At 46.3% G+C, this 20,626-nt stretch carries 15 protein-coding genes; 6 read left to right on the forward strand and 9 right to left on the reverse strand.

Going from position 1 to position 20,626, the window contains the following annotated elements:
* Positions 1 to 127 precede the first annotated feature (127 nt).
* Complete coding sequence (locus MIC7113_RS15465) at positions 128 to 1,813, forward strand: NAD(P)H-quinone oxidoreductase subunit 4 (protein WP_015183093.1); 1,686 nt, start codon at positions 128 to 130, stop codon at positions 1,811 to 1,813.
* Between the two features lie 218 nt (positions 1,814 to 2,031).
* Here MIC7113_RS15465 and MIC7113_RS15470 read toward each other — a convergent pair whose 3' ends face one another.
* Both MIC7113_RS15470 and MIC7113_RS15475 read right to left on the reverse strand, forming a co-directional pair.
* Positions 2,032 to 2,268, reverse strand: a complete 237-nt coding sequence (locus MIC7113_RS15470; protein WP_015183094.1) for a hypothetical protein — start codon at positions 2,266 to 2,268, stop codon at positions 2,032 to 2,034.
* A 345-nt stretch (positions 2,269 to 2,613) separates the two neighbouring features.
* Entirely contained in the window at positions 2,614 to 5,265 is a 2,652-nt protein-coding gene (locus MIC7113_RS15475; RefSeq protein ID WP_015183095.1) for a chloride channel protein, read from the reverse strand.
* Between the two features lie 233 nt (positions 5,266 to 5,498).
* On the opposite strand from MIC7113_RS15475, the gene trxA reads away from it, so the two are divergent.
* Positions 5,499 to 5,819 (forward strand): thioredoxin, encoded by a 321-nt coding sequence (gene trxA, locus MIC7113_RS15480; protein WP_015183096.1) that lies wholly within the window; start codon positions 5,499 to 5,501, stop codon positions 5,817 to 5,819.
* 151 nt (positions 5,820 to 5,970) lie between these two features.
* On the opposite strand, the gene MIC7113_RS15485 is transcribed toward trxA, so the two are convergent.
* The 5 genes from MIC7113_RS15485 to polA all read right to left on the reverse strand — a co-directional run bounded on the left by MIC7113_RS15485 (position 5,971) and on the right by polA (position 13,302).
* Positions 5,971 to 6,669 carry a haloacid dehalogenase type II gene (locus tag MIC7113_RS15485; protein ID WP_015183097.1) on the reverse strand — a complete coding sequence of 233 codons (699 nt, stop codon included), beginning with the start codon at positions 6,667 to 6,669 and terminating at the stop codon, positions 5,971 to 5,973.
* A 182-nt stretch (positions 6,670 to 6,851) separates the two neighbouring features.
* On the reverse strand, positions 6,852 to 8,162 hold the full coding sequence (locus MIC7113_RS15490) for a TldD/PmbA family protein (RefSeq protein ID WP_015183098.1): 1,311 nt from the start codon (positions 8,160 to 8,162) through the stop codon (positions 6,852 to 6,854).
* A 115-nt stretch (positions 8,163 to 8,277) separates the two neighbouring features.
* The gene (locus tag MIC7113_RS15495) at positions 8,278 to 9,141 is read right to left on the reverse strand and encodes a Tab2/Atab2 family RNA-binding protein (RefSeq protein ID WP_015183099.1); all 864 of its coding nucleotides are present in this window, start codon (positions 9,139 to 9,141) and stop codon (positions 8,278 to 8,280) included.
* 147 nt (positions 9,142 to 9,288) lie between these two features.
* Complete coding sequence (locus tag MIC7113_RS15500; protein WP_015183100.1) at positions 9,289 to 9,906, reverse strand: Uma2 family endonuclease; 618 nt, start codon at positions 9,904 to 9,906, stop codon at positions 9,289 to 9,291.
* Between the two features lie 108 nt (positions 9,907 to 10,014).
* On the reverse strand, positions 10,015 to 13,302 hold the full coding sequence (gene polA, locus MIC7113_RS34810) for a DNA polymerase I (RefSeq protein WP_015183101.1): 3,288 nt from the start codon (positions 13,300 to 13,302) through the stop codon (positions 10,015 to 10,017).
* Positions 13,303 to 13,914: 612 nt separating this feature from the next.
* On the opposite strand from polA, the gene MIC7113_RS15510 reads away from it, so the two are divergent.
* From MIC7113_RS15510 to MIC7113_RS15520, 3 genes are all read left to right on the forward strand, one after another.
* The gene (locus tag MIC7113_RS15510; RefSeq protein WP_015183102.1) at positions 13,915 to 14,115 is read left to right on the forward strand and encodes an NblA/ycf18 family protein; all 201 of its coding nucleotides are present in this window, start codon (positions 13,915 to 13,917) and stop codon (positions 14,113 to 14,115) included.
* 400 nt (positions 14,116 to 14,515) lie between these two features.
* Positions 14,516 to 15,394, forward strand: a complete 879-nt coding sequence (locus MIC7113_RS15515) for a universal stress protein (protein WP_015183103.1) — start codon at positions 14,516 to 14,518, stop codon at positions 15,392 to 15,394.
* A gap of 96 nt (positions 15,395 to 15,490) precedes the next feature.
* Complete coding sequence (locus MIC7113_RS15520; RefSeq protein ID WP_015183104.1) at positions 15,491 to 15,955, forward strand: VOC family protein; 465 nt, start codon at positions 15,491 to 15,493, stop codon at positions 15,953 to 15,955.
* Between the two features lie 36 nt (positions 15,956 to 15,991).
* Here MIC7113_RS15520 and dacB read toward each other — a convergent pair whose 3' ends face one another.
* Together dacB and MIC7113_RS15530 are read right to left on the reverse strand one after the other, a co-directional pair.
* Positions 15,992 to 17,446 carry a D-alanyl-D-alanine carboxypeptidase/D-alanyl-D-alanine endopeptidase gene (gene dacB / locus MIC7113_RS15525; RefSeq protein ID WP_226883656.1) on the reverse strand — a complete coding sequence of 485 codons (1,455 nt, stop codon included), beginning with the start codon at positions 17,444 to 17,446 and terminating at the stop codon, positions 15,992 to 15,994.
* A gap of 207 nt (positions 17,447 to 17,653) precedes the next feature.
* Positions 17,654 to 18,571 (reverse strand): glycosyltransferase family 2 protein, encoded by a 918-nt coding sequence (locus MIC7113_RS15530; RefSeq protein WP_051055894.1) that lies wholly within the window; start codon positions 18,569 to 18,571, stop codon positions 17,654 to 17,656.
* 41 nt (positions 18,572 to 18,612) lie between these two features.
* Between MIC7113_RS15530 and MIC7113_RS15535 the strand changes: the two genes are divergently transcribed.
* Positions 18,613 to 20,484, forward strand: coding sequence for a hypothetical protein (locus MIC7113_RS15535; protein WP_015183107.1), 1,872 nt, complete (start codon positions 18,613 to 18,615; stop codon positions 20,482 to 20,484).
* Positions 20,485 to 20,626: the final 142 nt, after the last annotated feature.

Consider the following 20,626-nt stretch of genomic DNA (forward strand, 5'->3'; position numbering starts at 1 on the left):
TATTTTTGGCAATACGTTGTGAACCCTAAATCTGCCAATGCCTCTCCTAGATAAAGATTTATAAATAAATAATTACAAAGCTTAGTAGAATAACCTTATTCACAGCTAAGTATTTTTGCTCACTGCCATGATGCCGGATCAATTCCCTTGGCTAACCACGATTATCCTGCTCCCACTCGTTGCTTCCCTAGCCATCCCTGTGTTGCCCGATAAAGAAGGCAAGCGCGTGCGATGGTATGCCCTGGGTGTAGGTATCGCCGATTTTGTCTTGATGTGCTATGTCTTTTGGAAGCATTACGATGCGAGCAGTGCTAGTTTTCAACTCGTGGAGAAGTATGCCTGGGTGCCTCAGTTAGGTCTAAACTGGGCAATTTCGGTTGATGGTTTGTCTGTCCCCCTGGTGCTTCTAGCCGGACTGGTGACGACACTGGCAATGTTTGCCGCGTGGCAAGTCGATTATAAGCCTCGCCTATTTTATTTCCTAATGCTGGTGCTGTATTCCGCACAGATAGGGGTGTTTGTCGCGCAAGACGTGATGCTGCTGTTCATTATGTGGGAACTGGAGTTGGTTCCCGTCTACCTTCTCGTCTCCATTTGGGGTGGGAAGAAGCGTCGCTACGCCGCTACAAAATTCTTACTCTATACCGCAGCAGCTTCTATATTTATTCTGGTGGCGGCGCTGGGCATGGCGTTCTACGGCGACAATATCACCTTCGATATGGTGGAACTCGCCATGAAAGATTATCCGTTGGCTCTAGAATTGCCGCTTTACGCAGGATTGCTGATTGCCTTTGGTGTCAAGCTGGCGGTTTTCCCCCTGCACACCTGGCTACCTGACGCCCACGGCGAAGCCTCTGCTCCTGTATCGATGATTTTAGCGGGTGTACTCTTGAAGATGGGCGGATATGGATTGATTCGCCTGAATCTAGAGCTTCTCCCCGATGCCCACGTTTATTTTGCACCGATTCTAGCCATTCTAGGTATTGTTAACATTATCTACGGCGCTTTTGCCTCTTTTGGTCAGACCAATATGAAGCGCCGCCTCGCCTATTCGTCAGTTTCCCACATGGGCTTTGTCCTGTTGGGGATTGCATCCTTCACTGATGTGGGTATCAGTGGCGCACTGTTGCAGATGATTTCACATGGTTTGATTGCTTCGGTGCTGTTCTTCCTGGCTGGCGTAACCTACGATCGCACCCACACGCTGATGATGGACGAGATGGGCGGGATTGGTCAAGTGATGCCGAAAGTGTTTGCTTTGTTTACAGCCGCTGCTATGGCATCGCTGGCGCTGCCTGGAATGAGCGGCTTTATCAGCGAACTCTCAGTTTTTGTAGGTGTGACAAGTAGCGATATCTATAGTTCGCCCTTCCGCACGGTGACGGTGTTCTTAGCGGCTGTAGGAGTTATCCTAACGCCAATCTATCTGCTGTCCATGTTGCGACAGGTGTTTTATAACTCTGGTGCCGCACCAACATGCAATGTCACCAATGCAGTCTCAGAAAATCAGGGCAGTCAGGAGGCTGTGTGCTTCGGGACAAACTGTATCTTACCAGGCGATGCTCTTTATAACGATGCGAGTCCGCGTGAAGTGTTTATTGCGCTCTGTTTTCTGGTGCTGATTGTCGGGATTGGGTTCTACCCCAAGGTGGCTACCCAGATGTATGACGTGAAGATGGTAGCGGTGAACGCTCAAGTTCGCGAATCGTATACCCAAATCGCCCAAGCTAATCCCCAGATTTATGCCAAGGGATTGTTTACACCAACTCTTGCAGAGGCTGAGGTAACGGCTGTTTTGGGAGTTCTCAAGTAGCTTGAGCCGCCTCTAATGCTGTTGAAATTGAAGCGATCGCTTTATATATAGGAGATATAGGAGATATAGGAGGCGATCGCTTTTTCTGTGGATACCGAATGGACTACATTTGTCGCGAATTCAAACAAAGTCTTTGTAACAGATTCCCGATGCTCACCTGAGTCAAGGTAGAGGGCGGGGTTTGCCAAGATTTAGCTAACGTAAAAGTGAACAGAGAGTTATACGTTGGAATGCCGTTGGGTATGAGGGAATAAGCTTGTGATCTGGCGCTCTGCTGGATAGTGAGGAGGAACTAGAGCAACCATTTGAGGTTGGTTTGTGGCGATCGCCATTTTTTGCTCAAAGATGAATTCGCTGTAGTCGGCAAGATTATCGAGTCCCAGTAGGTTCAAGATGATTTCGATCGCTAGCCAAATCGTCACCTTTACCCATCTGTTTTTCCACTGCGTCTTCATAACCCCTTGCCTTTTAGGTGGCTGATGGCGGTTCAGCCTTTGAGTTCAATCAACCAAGCAGTGGTTTCAGAGTGAGCGGGTTAATCAACTAAATCTTGGGTGATGTCCTGCTCTGGACAGCTACATCCGTAAAACGTTGAAATACCTCTTATAGAAAGTTAACGAAAACTCACTGCACCATTCATCATATAAAGTTACCTAAAGTTCTGTAAAGGGTATTTTCAGAAAAAACACCGACTATGGCGAAAGTTGAAGACGTTATTGAACGTTACTGAGTATAAAGGCTTAGGGAATACCCTTTCCCGATGAAGAGGTTACACATCGATGCTCCCAACGTCCTCACCCTTACTCCGAGGGAGCACCACGTACCAAAATCACGGTGCTGTTGACACCTCGTGCGATCGCTTCGGGAATATTTCCATGAACCACCTGCTGCAACAACCCTTCACGACTGGCTCCCAAAACAACAACATCGTAATGCTGTGTATGAGCCAAGCGAATAAGGGCATCAGAGACAGAATAGGAACGGACGGGTATTGTCACGACTTTCTGGCAAGAAACTTGATGGCTGAGGAGAAAAGCCGCTTTTTCTAACCCAGAGGTGTCTGGTAAAAGGATCGAGGGTGCAAAAACTTGAGTTACCCCAATCATCAACGCTGAATTATGAGAGGTGAGCGCAGGTAAGAGTTGAATCGCACAACTGGCATTAGGCCCCCCCGCGATCGGCACTAGCCAACGATTCCAGGCGATCGGTAAAGGACAAGAGGCCACCGTTGTCCCATCCCGTTGCATCTCTTCCCGGTGCCCCAGCTTCACCAATACCAGCTCACAGGGAGCTTGTCGAATCAGGGTATCAACAATACTGCCAAAAATGCGATTCGGGGTGGTGGGTGGCTCAGCTTTCCAACCCATGAGGATGAGACTAATATGTCGCTCCTTAATCGTCTCTAGAATGGCTTGAGATGTATCGTGGGATACTCGGATTTGAGTATGAACCGGAACTTCCCAATCTCGCCCCATCTTTTCTGCCATCCGGAGCAAGCGGCGGCTTTTCGTGGTGATTACCGCCGTTTGAGTGGGGTTGTGATGGCGGGGAATGGAGATAACTTGGAGACATTCAATCTCATAGTGGCGCTCACGGGCGATCGCTGCTGCTAATTGCAACAAAACAGGTGCCGTTTGGGGATTCGCCAAGGTAACCAACAGACGCCCTTTTCCCACCGCTGGGGCGCGAGTTTGATAAACGATATAAGATGGATCAGGGCGTGGCCCTACTTGCTCTGTATCACCACTGAGCTTATCGGCTTCGGCGCGAATGATATCCGCACGGGTGATGATTCCCACCAACTTGCGATCTTCTGTAACCGGCAACCGACTGAGTTGATAACGGTTCAGCAGAAACAGAACCTCGCTCAACGTGTAGATTGGCTTAACAGTGATCGGTTGGGGCGTCATAATTTGAGCCAGAGGGGTATCTCCAGGCTGTGAATTTTGGGTGGCATTGGCAATGTCTGTTTGAGTGATGATACCCACCAACTCTCCATCATCCACCACGGGAAAACCGCGATGATGGGAACGGGAAAATGCCTGAACCGCTTCATCCAATGTCATCTGACTGGCTAGGGTTTCAACCCGACGCTGCATCAAATCCGCTGCCGTCAACCCAGCTAAGGAACTCTGTTCAACTCCTTGTGTGGGTAAGGTGTAGCCTCTTTTGTTCAACAAGCGCTGATAGAGTGACCCTTTAGAGAGCTTATCAGCAATCAGGTAAGATACTCCAGAGGTAATCATTAAGGGCAGCACCAGGTTAAAGTTGGTTGTCATCTCAAACACGATGACAATTGCTGTGATTGGAACCTTCGAGACGGCGCTAAAAAATGCCCCCATCCCCGCTAAGGCGTAGCTTGTTGGCGAACCTAATCCCAGCAACTGAACCTCAGCCGTCCCTACCAAGTAACCCAAGGCAGCACCCAACACAAGGGAGGGGTGAAACAATCCCCCAGGTGCCCCAGAGCCATAGGCAATTAAGGTGAGAACGAAGTAAGCGACAAAGGCAAAGCTGGTGAATTGCCAACTGGCTGTACCGGTAAGCAGTAACTCCCGTAACCCACTGTTGTCCCGAAAAGCTGGGGGTAATAGAGCAACGACGCAGCCACAAATCATCCCAGCTAAGCCGATTTTCATCGGCAAATTCAGGTTAAGGCGATTGTAGAGAGATAGACTAGCGAGAATTCCTTGATTAAATAAAGCACCAAGCAACCCAGCCAAAATACCTAACAACAGATAAAAAGGAATTTCGGGTGCACTGAAACTGCTCGAATGACTGCTTAGTTGTAAATTTAAATCTAAGGTGAGTCCACCCAATGAGCGCGAGATCACCGCACCGATGAAGGAAGCCAGAATTGCCGTCCCCAGCGTCAAGTTAGAGAGATCCCGCAGGAGTTCTTCGATCACAAACAGAATACCCGCTAAGGGGGCATTAAAACCCGCCGCTAACCCAGCCGCAGCACCGGCAGCAATCATCTGGCGTCGGTGATCGGGAGAGGTGGGCACCCAATGGCTCAATTGAGCGGCTAAAGCTGCGCCGATGTGTACGGTTGGCCCTTGTCGCCCTAATGTCATTCCAGCAGACATGGCGAGAATGCTGGTTACCAACTTAACGAAAGCTACCCGTAAATTAAGGGCGATGGGAAACAGGGCAAGTGCTCCCTTAATTTGCGGAACGCCACTCCCCGTTGCCTCTGGTTCTAAACGCTCGATGATCAAACCGCAAAGGAGTCCTAAGGAGAGTCCGATCGCAGGTAAGACTAAACTAGCGGGTAATTGGTTAGACGCATGAACGCGCCATGTTCCAAGCCAGCCAGCACCTTGCTTGAGTAAGACGGCTGAAAGTCCAGAGACGATACCAATCAGACAGGCTTCTGCGATCGCCAGTCGTCGTCTGGGCAATAGCCACTGGCGCAATCGGGCGGAAAGGAATACAGGTGACGTTGTCATTTGTCAGTAGCAACGGACAACAGATACTAAACTACGAACATCAATGATCAGCCTTACCCTTTGGGTAAGGGTAGGAAAACAAAGCAGGTCAGTGTTCACAAAACCTGTCTCAATTAATAATTAATTGAAATTGAAAGTTAAGTCTATTAAGGTCTATAATAGACAGATGTTACATCAAAAAAACATATAACTTATAGTTGTTTTTTGATCATCTAAAACATTGAGGAATATTCATGAGTAAGGTAGCCCAGATCCAGGACAGTGAATTTGATGAACTTTTAACCGACGAAGGGCTAGTTGTCGTGGATTTCACAGCTCCCTGGTGTGGCCCGTGTCGCAAAATTGCACCGTTAATGGAACAACTGGCTGAAGAATACGAAGGTCGTGTCAAGGTAGCGAAGTTAGATATCGACCAAAACAAAATTAATGCCAAAAAATTTGGGATTAAAAGTATCCCAGCCGTCCTCATGTTTAAGGGGGGGGAGATGGTAGAAAATCTGGTGGGTGTTGCTCCTTATGAAAAATTTACCAGTGCTGTTAATCAGCACATTTAGGCTTGGCTCTTACCTAAATCCTGGAAAGTTCACAAGATTAGGTTAATTGGCTTCACTTAATAGGTTTTGGGAGAATTAATAAAATTAGGTCTATGTTGATTAATTCTTCCAGAGCCAGCCTTATACCAAATTTAGGATGTTCAACGTCTCATTAATCTAGACCCATCAGAGATACCAATGACTGTAAATCAGGTACCTCTAAATCTGGATTACTGCTGGCTGCAACTGTTGCACCAAAACCTTCTTGACCTTTTCTGCGGTTAACCCATACGGCAGTGATACCCATCGTCTTGGCGGGAACGATGTCGTGATAAATACTTTGGGCAACATGTAAAAGCTTGTCAGGATTGATGCCCATTCGCTGAATCGCAATTTCAAAATTCTGCACCGAGGGTTTATAGGATTTGACTTGTTCCGCTGTGATGAGCCAATCAAATTCTACCTCTAACTTTTTGGCAGAATAGGCAAATAATTCATCATCAATATTGGAAATAATCGTCAGTTTATATCTTGTTTTGAGTGCTTTGAGTGCCTTAACGGTATCTGGGAAAGGTTCCCAGTTTTGAATAGATTCAGCCAAAGCATTGACCTCAGACTCTGTAGGGGTAAAGTTGAACCTTTTCCCGAAGTCATGAACAACGTTTTTAAGCACATCTCTATACTTCAAGTAATCGCCTGACTCTTGAATTGATTCTTGTTGAGCAAATAACTCAAGAATTTCGTTGTCCCTCAGATGAATATTGTGGTTATAAAGAATTGTTTTTAATGCTGATAAAATTCCATTTTCCCAATTAATTAAAGTTCCATAGCAATCAAAACTTAATACTTCAAAATTCTGAAAATTCATCATCTGATCGTTATTCCTTTTTAAGTTAACTTGGTATAAATTTTCTTATTAAGGGGTTAGAAAATTCAAAAATTGAAGCTGAAAGAATTTAAAAATTAATAGGGTTTGAAGGGGTGAAACTTAGAACTCATAAATCGACTCATGTTCCTACCTGTCAATTTATTGGTTATTCCCCCAACAAACACCTAATTTCTCCCCGTAGTGGAGATGCCCTCAACAATGAGAGATGGGGTGTAGCAGGGGCCATTCCAGTCGGCATCATCACCTAATGCCACGAGTTGCTTAAGCACAGTGTAAACGTTACCAGCAATCATGGTGTCTTTGACACGACCGATAATCTGTCCCTTCTGCACTCGATAGCCTAATTCAACGTTGACAGAAAACTCCCCACTAATGCCATCCCCTCCTCCCAGTAATTGATCGACGACTAACCCCTCATCCAGTTGTCCGATTAAGTCACAAAGTGACCCTTTTCCTGGTTGAACTAGCAAGTTGACTAAACCTGGGGTTGGGTAACTACCCATGCCAGGGCGAAATCCGTTGCCAGTCGTGCCAGTACCCAGTAATCTCCCCGTCGTGCGATCGCCATAAAATTGTTGCAATCGTCCTTCTCGAATTAATAGAAGAGGTTGGGTTGGGGTACCTTCATCATCAAAGGGGCAGCTATAAGGGCCGGAATCGGGTTGCTGAGACAGCGTCAGGGGGTCTGCCATCACCACTTCACCCAAGCGATCGCTCCAAGGAGAGGCTCCCTCCAGCACCTGTCTGCCATTCAACGCCGCCTGAACCGTGTCCCAGAGCAAATCGGCGGCTTTTGCTGTCAACAAAATCGGCACACGACGACGTGGAGGGGAGACGTTTTCTTTCGCCCAGTTCAAGCGTTGTAAAATACTTTGAACCACTTTGTCTGGGTCAAGCTTTCCCCGCTCCGTCTGTCCATCGGCAACATTGAGAAAGTCTTCGCCTCGTACCCATTCGGCGGCGAGGAAACAGCTCAGGGTGGTGTCGGTGTAATAACAATCTAACCCTTTAGAGTTCAGCAAGCGCGTGGTTTCTTCCTCACATTCCCACTCAGCCGTACAGAGGACTTCTGGGTAGGCATCGCGAATTTGAGCGATCGCGCCTTTGCCCATTTCCACCAGTGCTTCTACAGGTACAGCTTCTCCCAAGTCAGGATAGTGTTCGGTTCGGGCATCCGCCAGTTCTACGGGTTCCGGTTCATTGAGCTGCGTCATGGCGATCGCCCGATCCACTAAAGCTTGGGGTTCAACCGGACCATAAGCAACCGTCAATCCTGGACGCCCGTCTCGCCACAGTCGTAGCGCTACCCCTTCGGCTTGGCTGCTTTCTAGCTGCTTGAGCCGATTGGCTTCAAAAAAGACGGGTCGAGCCAGCGATCGCGACTGATAGACTTCTGCATGTTGCGCCCCTGAGCGCAGGGCTAAATCTATCAGCTGCTCGGTGTGCAGCGACGAAGGCAAATCGTGATGAGCCATATCTAAAAGCTGTTTGTCAGTTGTCAGTTGGCAGGACAGGCGGAACGCCTGTCTATCAGTTGGCGGTTGGTAGGACAGGCGTCCTGTCTGTCAATGACCAATGACACGCCCCGCACTACTTCAACTCTTGCAAGAGCCAAAATCCGGCAAAGGATTCTGAGGTTGGTGTTGACTGAATCGCCAAAAAATGCACCCCCTCCGCGTTTTGTTTAGTTAACTCAAACCCTTGAGCTTCTGCTAGGGTTTGCGAGTCTTTGAGCGTAGCCAGAATCCAGCTATCACTGGCACCAGTTTCCAGTAACAATCTTGCGGATTCTGCACTATCAAATCTCACGAACGCTAGCTCTAAACCCGACATCCATCCTGCCAGGGGCGTTGCTCTAGAAGAGAATATAATAATTCCGGGGATTGGAGTATCGGGGGCTAGCCCCATCATGGACAGAGGAAAGGCTTCGCTAAAGCCGATGTCCCACTCATTCATTTCCTCAAACGCCCCTGCTTCTAACGTCACAAACGCCCACTTGTCATATTCCAATGCGTCTGGTAGAGGTTGAGGAATTTGGGGTTGATATTGAACAAATGATGAAGCAGCGGCTGTTGGTTTATATCCAGGATGCTTGGGATAAAATCCTAGTATTCGTTGTTCGAGCCACCGCTCTAGGGTGTAAGTGCGACGACTAGGGATAACTTGGATACCAAGCTCTTCGCAGGCTTTGGTAATCATATTGGTCATCTGACGCCGAAAGAAGCGAATTTTTTCGGGCGTTTGTTTGCTTTGTGCGATCGCCTCTGCTAACGCCTCCCGCAACCAGATGGAATTAACCTGCTGACTGGGACAAAACTGAGTATATTGAAACAGCTCATCAGGTGACTGGCGCGTATCCAAAGGACTCTCGCACACTAAGATTTCCCAAATCTTTTTCTGATTTTCGTCTAAAATCGGTCGCGAGTAAAAATCTAATTCCCAAACGATACTCATGCCAAAAAATCATGATCTGATCCCTTCCTTATCATACGGGTCAAGGGTACTTCGCTTGAGTAAAGCTGTAATGGAGTTATTATTTTTATTGGCTACAGATGATTTCCTAGTAATTGATCATGGCTCATTGGTCAAGAGGGAATCGGTTTATTTCAACCTTTCACGTACTTTCTCGCGAAACTCCAGAACGGCTTCTAAGGGGTCAGGTTGCATCACATACTCTGCTAGCAGTGCAAAATCAAGACCGGGCAGCAACTCACTTTTGGGGACTTTCTCGTACTCCTCCCCCCGCAAGCGATGGATTGAGAACTGGTTATTTTGCCAGAACCAGACTTCAGTTACCCCCAATTTTTTGTAAACCGCCAGCTTATCCACACCGCCACTGCTAAATACCACCTCAATTGCCAAATCGGGAAACTCTTTTTCTGTGCCAATACAGTAGCATTCGTCTGGTTCCGTGCCGCCTTTCTTCTCTTGTTTGCGAAATGTCGTCGAACCCAGTCCCCAAAAATGAGTCCGGGTTTCTTCTAAATAGGCTTCTAGCAGCCTGCCGATATTCTTTTTGCCAAATTCGTGGCGGCGACTTGGCGACATTATTTCTAGCGTTCCTTCTAAATACGTTACTCGATACCAGGGACTATCCCCCAACTGATGTAATAACGCCTCGTATTGCTCCCAACTTATCCCACTCGTAATAAACCGTTCCTCCGGGTCATCGGTTACGAGTTCTAGATGGGCAAATTCTCTGAGCAATATTGAAGTCATATCAAGTCCGGTGGCATGTTTTTAAATACTTTTAAACTAGCCTAAGAGTGAATCAGAAGTTCATCGATGTTCATATCATCTGGTTCTCAACACCCACTGATGCATATATTACTTCGTCTCCATCCAATTTTGCCCTGCATGAATATCAACCATCAGCGGAACACTCAACTCAACGGCTGATTCCATCGTCTCTCGAATTTTAGGCTGTAATTCTTCCCAAACATCGGGTCGAACTTCAAAGACTAATTCATCATGGACTTGCAATAATAAACGTGCCTTTTCTTGATAATCCTGCAAGAGTTTATGCACATTCACCATCGCAATTTTGATGATGTCTGCACTTGAGCCTTGAATGGGAGCATTCGCCGCCGCACGTAACAAACCGGCATCGTATTGATCGCGCACTCCCAGCTTATTGAGTTCAATTTCCTGGGGATTTTTGCCTTTGAGGCTGCGAAGGGTACCACTGTTGAACTGGAAATAACGGCGGCGTCCTAGAATCGTTTCAACATAACCTTGTGCGATCGCTTCTCGTTGTAACTTCTGTAAATACTCAAAAACCTTGGGATAACGTTGGTTAAATCGCTCAATAAACTTCTTCCCTTCTGTCGCACTAACCCCAGCCTCCCGCGCAAAGCGTTGCGCCCCCATTCCATAAATTACGCCAAAATTAATCGTCTTACCCAAACGACGTTCATCGGGTGTCACCGTTTCTTTTTCAAACAATAACCTCGCCGTTACAGTGTGAACATCTTCCTGGTTTTGATACGTTTCAACCAGTATTGGTTCTTGACTAAAGTGCGCCAAGATGCGTAACTCAATTTGAGAATAATCGGCTGCTGCCAACAACCAATCGGCTTCCGGAATAAATGCCTGACGAATCTTCCGACTAAATGCAGTACGGATGGGAATATTTTGTAAATTAGGATTAGAAGATGACAAACGCCCTGTGCTAGTTGCCGTCTGATTATAATCTGTATGTACCCGTTGCGTATCTGAACGCACCAGTGCGGGTAATGCATCCACATAAGTTGATTTCAACTTAGATAGAGTGCGGTGTTCTAAAATTGCATCAACAACCGCATGATCGCCAGAAAGTTTTTCTAAAGTTGCCGCATCTGTAGAGTATCCCGTCTTTATTTTTCGGGATTTTTTCCGGTCTAATCCTAATGTTTCAAACAGTAATTCACTTAACTGTTTAGGAGAGCCTAAATTAAATTGTCCTCCTGCTGCCTGATAAGCGGTTTGCTCAATGGCGTCTAAATCTTGTTCTAGCTGTTGCGATAGTTCTTTAAGATAAGCCGTATCAATGCGAATGCCCTGATATTCCATCTCCGCTAAGACGGGTTCCAAAGGCTGTTCAACATTTAACAACAATTCGTGCAATTTTGGCACAGTTTCCAGTTCGGTTCTTAACTTGGAAACCAAGCTAAATGTGGTGTAAGCATCCATGCCGCAGTAATCAGCAACCGCTTGAATGCTCACATCAGCAATTGTCTTACCTTTCGGCACTAATTCTGAGTAACTTTTAGGCTTTATCCCTAAATATTTCTGAGACAAATCCGTGAGGTTATGCGTCGTATCTGGATTGAGAATGTAACTCGCCAGCATCGTATCAAAGACAACCCCAGCCAACTCGATACCTTGACAACGTAGCACTAAGCGGTCAAATTTAGCATTCTGCAATGCTTTGGGATAGTTGGCACTTTCTAAGATGGGACGCAGCGCTTCGAGAACGGTATCTTTATTTAAGTTATTGCCCTCTTTATGACCGATGGGGATATAAGCAATTTTTACATCTAAAGGCTGAACTTCATTTGTGCCTCCCTCTTCAGTTCCTTTCTTTGATAAGGAAGGGCTAGGATCTATTGTCAAATCCGGAGCTCCCCCCTTGCCCTCCTCACTAAAGATCCGGTTAGAAAGGGGGGATAATTCAGTCAAAGTCCCCGGAAGAAAAAACAGCGTTCGCGAAGCGTTCTCCGAAGGAGTAGCATCTTCTGGCTTCCCCCTTTTTAAGGGGGACGGGAGGGGGATCTCCTTGGGGGATTTAGGGGGATCTAAATCTGATGGGGTAGAGGCAAAACAACAACCAATCCCCACTAACTTCGCATCTCGTGGCTCTAAATCGCTAGTTTCTGTGTCCCACGCAACAGGAATTGCTGAGTCAGTGCAGTTTTGTAGCTGTTTAACTAACTCGGCAAGTTTTTCGGGTGTATTGATGATGGTGGGTTCAATTCCAGACTGATTAGAAGAGGTTTGTTTCTGGTATTCTTCGGTATCAGCCGCACTGAAAAACCACAAATCCTCATCTTCAGGTTGTGGGAGTGGGAATACGGTAGAATCGGCTGCTATAGATTCCGATTGCAGTGAATCCGGATGTTGTGCTTCTTCCGGAGTTGGGGTTTCTTCTGCCGATCTTCCCCCAAAAATCTGCTGAAGCTGGTCAATTTTCCCTAAAAATTTCTGAAACTCCAACTTTTCTAAAAGGGGTTTCAAAATATCAGTATCAAATCCCTCTAATTTACCCTCGGCTAGAGTGATGTTTACTGGAGCATTAAACGATAGTTGGGCAAGATAGCGAGAATGCTCTGCCTCTTGTTTACCAACTTCTAGTTTGGTTTTAGTTGCGCCTTTAATCTCGTCAATCGCAGCATATATTCCCTCCAGGGAGCCATAACGCTCTAGCAATTGGACGGCTGTTTTGTCCCCAATTCCCTTGACTCCAGGAATATTATCGGATTTATCACCACAGAGGGCTTTATAATCTACAACCTGATGGGGAAAAATGCCTAGTTTTTGCTTAACCTGTTCTGGGCCAAATTCCGTCGGGCCACTAGAACGTCCCTGCCTCAAAAACTCGCTGCTCAGATACAAAATACTGATACTTTTTTCGGGATCGATTAGCTGATATAAATCGCGATCGCCGGTTAATATTTTGACCCGATAACCGGTTTCACTGGCTTGTTTGGCTAACGTTGCCAAAATATCATCAGCTTCATAACCTGGAGATATCACCACCGGGACTTTTAACGCCGCCAGCAAGTCCTTGAGATTTTCTAAATCTTGGATGAAGTCTTCTGGGGTAGCGGGTCGGTCGGCTTTGTAGGTATCATCCGCTTTGTGGCGAAAGGTTGGTTCTTTCGTATCAAAGGCAACAGCCATTGAATGGAGTTGTTCTGAACCCATGACTTCCAAAAGCGACTGGAGAAAGCCAAAACAGACACTCGTGGGAATATTCGTCTGCTTGGTTCGCATTCCCCCGGTTCGGCTTTTGGCAAGGGCATAGTACGAACGAAAGGCTAAGGAATGACCATCAACCAAAATGAATAGGGGTTGCTCTACCGATGAGGCGTCGGCAGTAGCTTCAGGGTTAGAGGCAGGATTGGATTGAGACATAGCCCCATTTTAGCGACTTCCTCTCCCACTCCCCCATCCTTATCCTCGTAGGAGTTCCAGCCCTTCTGGAGTTAAATAGAAAAAAGCAGTTGGATCTCCCCGCCAACTGCTTTACAAGTCACTGAGTAAACCTTGTATTTTCAGACTTCTATTTGTATCTGATTTAACAGCTATGTGTCTAGAAGTTTGGCATCTCTTGTTGAAAGCTTTATTTATTTCCCGATTTATATAAAGTTTTGATGGAAACTCTTGTCAGCACTCGCTGGGGCAAAAGTCAACAGAGCCTTAATCCGACAAGCTTTTCTCCCCGGATTTGGCTTTCTAGGCTAAGTATAATTACTTATTAAGTGTTCACAGTGAGCAGTTTGCTCCGTGACAATGTTGATAAAACATCCTAAACCTCTAGTTGGAAACTTTCACCGAAGTTTTTCCTTCTTTTGGTTTAACAGAAGTACCCAAATCGGGGGATGGTCATTTTGTCAAACACTTGTTACGCTTTGTAATAACAGGAGAAAAGGCTGAGGTAGCTCACCGATACTGACCTCTCATATAGTCGGGGCTTCTGTGACCAAAACGTTCCTTCTCGTTAATCTAGTTAGCAAGGAGTTCACTATGTCTGGACCTATGAAACTCTCTTTGGAACAACAATTCAGCATCCGGTCTTTCCAAACTCAGGTTGACCAAATGAGCCGTGAGCAAGCCCAAGATTTCTTGGTTAAGCTCTATGAGCAAATGATGGTGCGTGAAAATATGTACAAAGAGTTTCTGAAGCATGAATGGGGACTCGCGGCCAATCCTCAGTTTGAGTCGTAGTAGCCCTGTCTATAGTGGGCGACCTCCGTCTCTTGCTCGGTTCCGCGCTCGGAAAGGAGCTGGGGGTGCTGGGGCGTCAACTCAAGTACCAAGGCGAAAATAGACTAAACAGTGGATTGAGATAAATTGCTACATCTTCCGAAATCTTTGACACAGAACGCCGTTGGCTAATGTAAAAGCTGGAGCCAAAGCCAAAAGATTTCCCATCAGCTCGTATAAGGTTATGAATGAATATGATGAGATCATCCCTGGGTTCGCTTGCTCTTTTCAATCAGCGAGAATCCAAGACCCATCCATTCATTAGTAAGAAGTTTTATCCAAATTCATTACTCATTCTTTTGAGGCAGTAGGAAGGGGAGCGGTTGGTGGTAGTGTTAAGAAAAAGCCATCTGCTCTGCGTATGTTTCAGCGTTGCTTAATCTGCACCGATTTTTCGGACGGTTTATATCGGCTTGTAGAGTTTGTGCCCAGTTTGGCAGCTAGCGGCATCAAGCAGATCATTTTTTTGCATAGTGTTCCTTTGTGGGAAGAGGGAGAAATCCCTCGGATAGACGAAGAAGCGATAGATAAGGCACGCGATCGCTTCCAAGAACGCCTGAAGAACGTGCCAGAAGGCGTGGAAGTCAAAATTGAGGTTACTTCAGGGCGTCCGCTCGATATAATCCCCAAGGTGGCAAAGAGTTATCAGGTGGATGTGATTTTCATCGGTATGCCAATGCGTAGCTTGTTGCAAGAAAAGCTGTTTGGCAGTACCTCAGCGGGTTTGGTGAGAGCATGTTCGACTCCAGTGCTGAGTCTACGACCCCAACTCATATCTGCCTATACTTGCGAAGAACTGAATCTGCGCTGCCAGCATTTATTCCGCTATTTGCTGCTTCCCTACGATGGCAGTAATGCCTCCAATTATATGGTGGAAAAGCTGAAACAGCAGGCTCAATCTCGACCCAATGAATCACTCAAGCAATGTATGCTCATGTGGGTGATTGAGGAAGGGGGACGCAGGGCAATACCTAAAGATTATCAAGTACGAGAAGCGCAGGAAAAGCTACAAGCTGTAAAAGCTGAGTTGGAACAGTTAGGTTTGCAGGTGAATGCAGAGGTGCGCTTGGGTAATGCCTATGAACAGATTTTGGATGCGGCATTAGAGTTTGATATCACTGCGATCGCTATTTCCTCCGATAATTTAGGAAAACTGATTGAGTGGCCTGTCCGTAGCTTTGCGGGTGAGTTGATGCGCCGCAGTTGGCATCCGGTTCTGTTCTTCCCGCCGCAACGTTAGTGTTAGAGGTGCTTGAGGACTCTTGCCTCTGACGACAACAAACACATCAAAATACTAGCGAACAGACCACTCGTTTTACACTGAGCAATTTCTGTTATGGTATCTATCTCTAATTCTGTCAAAACTGGTATTACTACAGGAACTTTACGTCGAGTACATCACATTGCCTTAAATGTACAGGATATGCAGGCTTCTCGTCACTTTTACGGTACTATTCTGGGTCTGCACGAATTGAAGGGCGAAGAGGTTCCCAAAACCCTCATTGAGTTAGTAGCGGCGGGGAAAGTGGCTAACTTTGTTACTCCCGATGGCACCGTAATTGATTTGTTTGGGGAACCTGAACTTGCACCACCCGACCCTGACCCGAAGCGGGGTTTTACTCGTGCCAATCACTTAGCATTTGATATCGCACCAGAGTTATTTGAGCAAGCGGTTGAAGTGCTGCGAGAAAATCAAATTCTGATCGATCATGGCCCCGTTACACGCCCGACCGGACGAGGAATTTACTTTTATGACCCGGATGGATTTATGATTGAAATTCGCTGCGACCCTATGGATTAAAAACGATTAGGGGCATCATAACTCGCCTGACCATTCTTAACAAGAACGTAAGCGAGTTAACAACAAAACAATTTCATCAATCCCTTGGCGTAATGTTGTCAAAGATTGCTCCGATTGATTGACCATGATACTGAAAACCAAGGGTTGATAGCCAGGGACATCCAGATAACCGGATAAGGTAGAAACACCGGTCATACTACCCGTTTTAGCTTGAATATTACCTTGAGCGATTGTATTGCGAAAACGATTCTTCAGGGTACCACTAACGCCAGCAACAGGTAAGGAATTTCGATACACTCTAGCTTGCGGGGTTTTTGCCATAAGCTGGAGGGTTTGTACGATCGCTTTTGGGCTGACTAAATTGTGACGAGATAGCCCTGAACCATCTACAATAATATAGCTTTCCGGGTCAACTCCTAACGCGGTTAAAGTGGCTTTTAGTTGTTGGAGTCCTATATCCGCCGAGTTACTATTAGGACTGGTATCTGGAAATTGCTGTGCCGATATTTGTAAGGTTCGTAACAGCACCTCCGCATAAAGATTATTACTTTCCTGATTCGTCTCGAATACTAAAAGGGATAAGGGGGGAGATTCAACGGCGGCTAATTCTTGTTTCTGATTCGTGTTAGTCTTAAAGTCTACAGATGCCTGCTGAACCGTCATTCCTTCTAATGTCAATGCATTCCGGAAGTGCTGCAAGAAATTATTGGCAGGGTCAATAATTGCCATGTCAAATGTTTCGGGATTCGCATCAATAGGGAGTTGTCCTCTTATCCGCAATACGGGTTGACCTAAAACAGCCATAACGCTTACAGAATTGGGTGTTTTGGCTTCACTCGTCATGGATTCATTTTCAATTTTCCACTGCCTCGATGCCATTGCATCAGACCAACTTAAACGCAACGGTTGACCAGGTTTTTGGGGGGATAAGGTGAGTTCTACGGCATTTTGATTCAATATTAAGCTATTCACAGATGTGCCGTAATCGAACTGGATATCTTCCCATTCCCAGGTCGGATTGACTACATCCCCTTGCAGGTAATTATCCTCTAAAATGAGTTTTCTAATGGTACGAATTCCTTTATTTCTTAGCTGTTGCGCCAAGTCTTTCAATTGAGCATTTGTCAGGCTGGAGTCACCTCGTCCTACGACTTGTAATATACCCTCACCTGCATCATAAATAGAAGTACGAATTCGATAATCTGAACCAAGTGCTAGTAAGGCAGCCGCAGTGGTTAGTAATTTGGTATTTGAGGCAGGGATAAAATAGCGATCGCTATTGAGATTATAAAGGGCGCGATCGCTTATTTTTGGTGATAAAAATTCAACGAAAATACCCCAATGAGCACGGCGAAATTGGGGACGGTTAATAACTGCCTCAATCGCTGTTGCTAATTGGGCGGGACAGATTGATTCAGCAGCTTGATTTTTCTGGGCAACAGGTAGATTGGGAGATTGGGAAGCTAAGGCATGAGCCGATTTATTCGTCAATAAACGACTATCAATCCCGAAGCCTATTAGACCCAGTATTATTAGCTTCAGTATCAATCCTGCCTTAAAATACAGTGGTTTCAAGGTTGCAGATTTAGAGATTTTTGTTGGTAATCGCAAGGTCAACTTAAGTATAAAGTATGGATTTTTTTAAGATGGCACTTAGCGTCGTTACGATAACATCTTTGACACTTCAGTTTTCCTGATTCAAGTTCGTTTGTCAATCATGTCGGCTAGCAGGGCAAACATGGCGGTTTGAGTGGCAGCGATAAACAAAATCAGTGTTCTTTCCGTTAAATCTTCGCGCACAAAGATATCCTGAATGAGGGTAAACATACAACCGCAAAAGAAGATAGTTGCCCAAGGCAAAAACACTCTCAGCGGAGCAAAGTAGACTCCAGTGCGTAAAATTAACTGCACAAAACGCAAGGTGTCTCGAATAGGCTTAATTTTACTTTTACCAATTCGATATCGATAGTCAATTGGCTCGTAATGAACAATATAATTGTTCGTGAGCATGGCAATCGTGATGGTAGTGGTAAAACTGAAAGTATCGGGCAAGATTTTGAGGAAGGTTTCTACCACACTTTTGCGAAATACGCGCATTCCGCTATTCAAATCAGGGATGGAAGAGAGGGATACCCACTCGGCAAATCTCACGAGAAACCATTTGGGGATTTTGCGGATGGTTGGATATTGCACATTCGCCCCAATTCTGGCACCGACAACCATGTCCGCTTGGGTTGTCAGACTCACTAGTTGAGGAATTCGCTCATTCGGATAGGTACCATCGGCGTCGGTAATCACGATTAAGGGATACTTGGCATGTCGAATTCCCGTCTTGAGTGCAGCACCATATCCTCGATTGCGATGATGCTCAATTAGCCGAATATCTTGACGATCGCACAAAATCTCCCCAGTGCGATCGGTGGAACCATCATTAACGGTGATAATCTCGTATTCAGAACCCGTAGAACGTAGAATGGTTTGGAGTTCATCGAGGGTTGACGCGATCGCTTCCTCTTCGTTATACACCGGGAGTACCAGCGAAAAAGCCGGACAAGTCGCCTCTATCAGTTCTCGCTTGGGGGAAAATGCCTCACCCAACCGTGTGCTTTTCTGCATGATCTGCTGTTTTCCAAGCATCAGGACATGAGTTGCATTGTATGGCTCAAAGTACAACTGATGTTACGACTCCCATGATTCCATCTGCTGATTCAAACTGGGTAACGCGCCTGCGTCAATGGCTAACGACTCCCACAGAGAAAACATCCAGTTCTCAGGTAATTTTTTGGTTCAGTTTAAGCCTATCTTGTGCTGCCATGTTCGGCTTGATGGCACTGCGAAAAGCCTTTAGTAGCCCTTATGTGGTGCAAGACGATGCGAGGCAGCATGTGTTTTGGATGCGGCGGTTTTTAGACTCCGAGTTGTTTCCCCAAGATTTAATTGCCGATTATTTTCAATCGGTGGCACAACCGGGTTATAAGGCAATCTATCAGCTAGCGGCGGCAATGGGAATTGACCCGATTGTCTTCAGTAAAGGGTTGCCCTTCGTTCTGGGATTAATCGCCACCGCCTACTGTTTTGGGATATGCCTACAGTTGTTTCCTCTCCCGGCGGCAGGATTTGTTTCGGGGTTATTGCTGAATCACAGCTTTTGGCTGAAAGATGACTTGGTTTCGGGTACGGCTAGATCGTTTTTGTATCCGCTATTTCTGGCTTTTGTCTACTATTTACTGCGGCGTTCCCTGTTGCCTTGTTTAGTGGCACTGGCACTGCAAGGCTTATTTTATCCCTCGGTGATGCTGATTAGTGCTGGCGTTCTGTTTGTACGCTTATGGCGCTGGGAACAGGGAAAACTGCGACTATCCCCTAATCGCCAGGATTATCTTTTCTGTGCGACTGGCTTAGGCGTGACACTGTTTGTCTTATTACCTCTAGCTTTGGAGTCCTCTCCCTTTGGCCCGGCTACCACAGTTGCCCAAGCGAGAATCATGCCAGAGTTTGCGGATGAAGGGCGATCGCGCTTTTTCCTCCATAGTCCCTTCGAGTTTTGGCTTTATGCCGATCGCAGTGGTTTGTTTCCTTATGAGTGGGCGCGTTTGCCTTACTTTTATTTACCACTCTTATTCCTGGGCTTGACGCTGTTGTTGCTTTACGAACTCCGCCATCCGTCTCGTTTCCCTTTAGTCAAAGGGGTGACCCATAATATTCAGATTTTATCAGAAATTGGCGTAGTTTCTTTGGGTTTGTTTCTTGCCGCCCATACCCTACTGTTTAAACTTTATTTGCCCAGTCGGTACACGCAGTATAGTTTCCGAATTTTAACGGCTCTAGCGGGTGCGATCGCAGTGATTATCTTCTGGGATGCTCTTTTCCGGTGGGCACAAGAGGGCACTCCTACCCAACGTTTAAGGCGACAGTTTAGGGCACTGACGTTAACCGCACTCATCGGTATTGCACTGGTTTCCTATCCCGTTGTCTTAAATCTGTTGAATTTGCAGGGCGTTCCCTTACCCAATATTTCGGGTTATCGGGAGGGGAAGATGCCAGAACTGTATCAGTTCTTCTCGCAACAACCAAAGGATACTCTAATCGCATCCCTGGCACCCGTAACCGATGACTTACCCACCTTTACCAATCGCTCCGTTTTAGTATCCCAGGAGTCTGCCCTGCCTTACCATCAAGGTTACTACACTCAGATTCGTCAGCGCGTGAGGGATTTGATTGATGCACAATATAGCCCAGATGTCAAGCAAGTGCAGGGCTTAATTCAGAAGTATGGTGTTGATTTTTGGATTGTAGAGCGATCGTACCTTGCCGCCTATCTCAACCCGAATTCCAGCCAAAAGCAACCCCCTCCTGAACTTAAGAGTCGCTGGCTGAAACAATTTCCGGCTACAGCCGAGGCTCGACTCAAGTGGGAGCAAGGGATTATCCCCGCTTTACCTAGGGTTGCACAGCGCTGTGCCGTTTTTCAGAACCAGGATTTAGTGGTTCTACAGGCATCTTGTATTACCGAACAAGAGGGGGGATAAGCTGTCCTGGAACTTGCCTATCTTCAAGACAGGTAATGGGAACTCTTTCGAGCTGTTGACATTCACTGTATTCAGCGAATCTTTCGTAAGCTGTCCCAAAACAATGAAGACTGGATGAGAAATGGGGTAATTTCAGACTTCA

Source organism: Allocoleopsis franciscana PCC 7113, from assembly GCF_000317515.1.
GTDB classification, from domain to species: domain Bacteria; phylum Cyanobacteriota; class Cyanobacteriia; order Cyanobacteriales; family Coleofasciculaceae; genus Allocoleopsis; species Allocoleopsis franciscana.

What these genes read in the sequence shown, in the direction of transcription:
- MIC7113_RS15465 (WP_015183093.1), top strand. Translation starts at nt 128, where the DNA reads ATGATGCCGGATCAATTCCCTTGGCTAACCACGATTATCCTGCTCCCA.
- MIC7113_RS15470 (WP_015183094.1), bottom strand. Translation starts at nt 2,268, where the DNA reads ATGAAGACGCAGTGGAAAAACAGATGGGTAAAGGTGACGATTTGGCTA.
- MIC7113_RS15475 (WP_015183095.1), bottom strand. Translation starts at nt 5,265, where the DNA reads ATGACAACGTCACCTGTATTCCTTTCCGCCCGATTGCGCCAGTGGCTA.
- trxA (WP_015183096.1), top strand. Translation starts at nt 5,499, where the DNA reads ATGAGTAAGGTAGCCCAGATCCAGGACAGTGAATTTGATGAACTTTTA.
- MIC7113_RS15485 (WP_015183097.1), bottom strand. Translation starts at nt 6,669, where the DNA reads ATGATGAATTTTCAGAATTTTGAAGTATTAAGTTTTGATTGCTATGGA.
- MIC7113_RS15490 (WP_015183098.1), bottom strand. Translation starts at nt 8,162, where the DNA reads ATGGCTCATCACGATTTGCCTTCGTCGCTGCACACCGAGCAGCTGATA.
- MIC7113_RS15495 (WP_015183099.1), bottom strand. Translation starts at nt 9,141, where the DNA reads ATGAGTATCGTTTGGGAATTAGATTTTTACTCGCGACCGATTTTAGAC.
- MIC7113_RS15500 (WP_015183100.1), bottom strand. Translation starts at nt 9,906, where the DNA reads ATGACTTCAATATTGCTCAGAGAATTTGCCCATCTAGAACTCGTAACC.
- polA (WP_015183101.1), bottom strand. Translation starts at nt 13,302, where the DNA reads ATGTCTCAATCCAATCCTGCCTCTAACCCTGAAGCTACTGCCGACGCC.
- MIC7113_RS15510 (WP_015183102.1), top strand. Translation starts at nt 13,915, where the DNA reads ATGTCTGGACCTATGAAACTCTCTTTGGAACAACAATTCAGCATCCGG.
- MIC7113_RS15515 (WP_015183103.1), top strand. Translation starts at nt 14,516, where the DNA reads ATGTTTCAGCGTTGCTTAATCTGCACCGATTTTTCGGACGGTTTATAT.
- MIC7113_RS15520 (WP_015183104.1), top strand. Translation starts at nt 15,491, where the DNA reads ATGGTATCTATCTCTAATTCTGTCAAAACTGGTATTACTACAGGAACT.
- MIC7113_RS15530 (WP_051055894.1), bottom strand. Translation starts at nt 18,571, where the DNA reads ATGCAGAAAAGCACACGGTTGGGTGAGGCATTTTCCCCCAAGCGAGAA.
- MIC7113_RS15535 (WP_015183107.1), top strand. Translation starts at nt 18,613, where the DNA reads ATGGCTCAAAGTACAACTGATGTTACGACTCCCATGATTCCATCTGCT.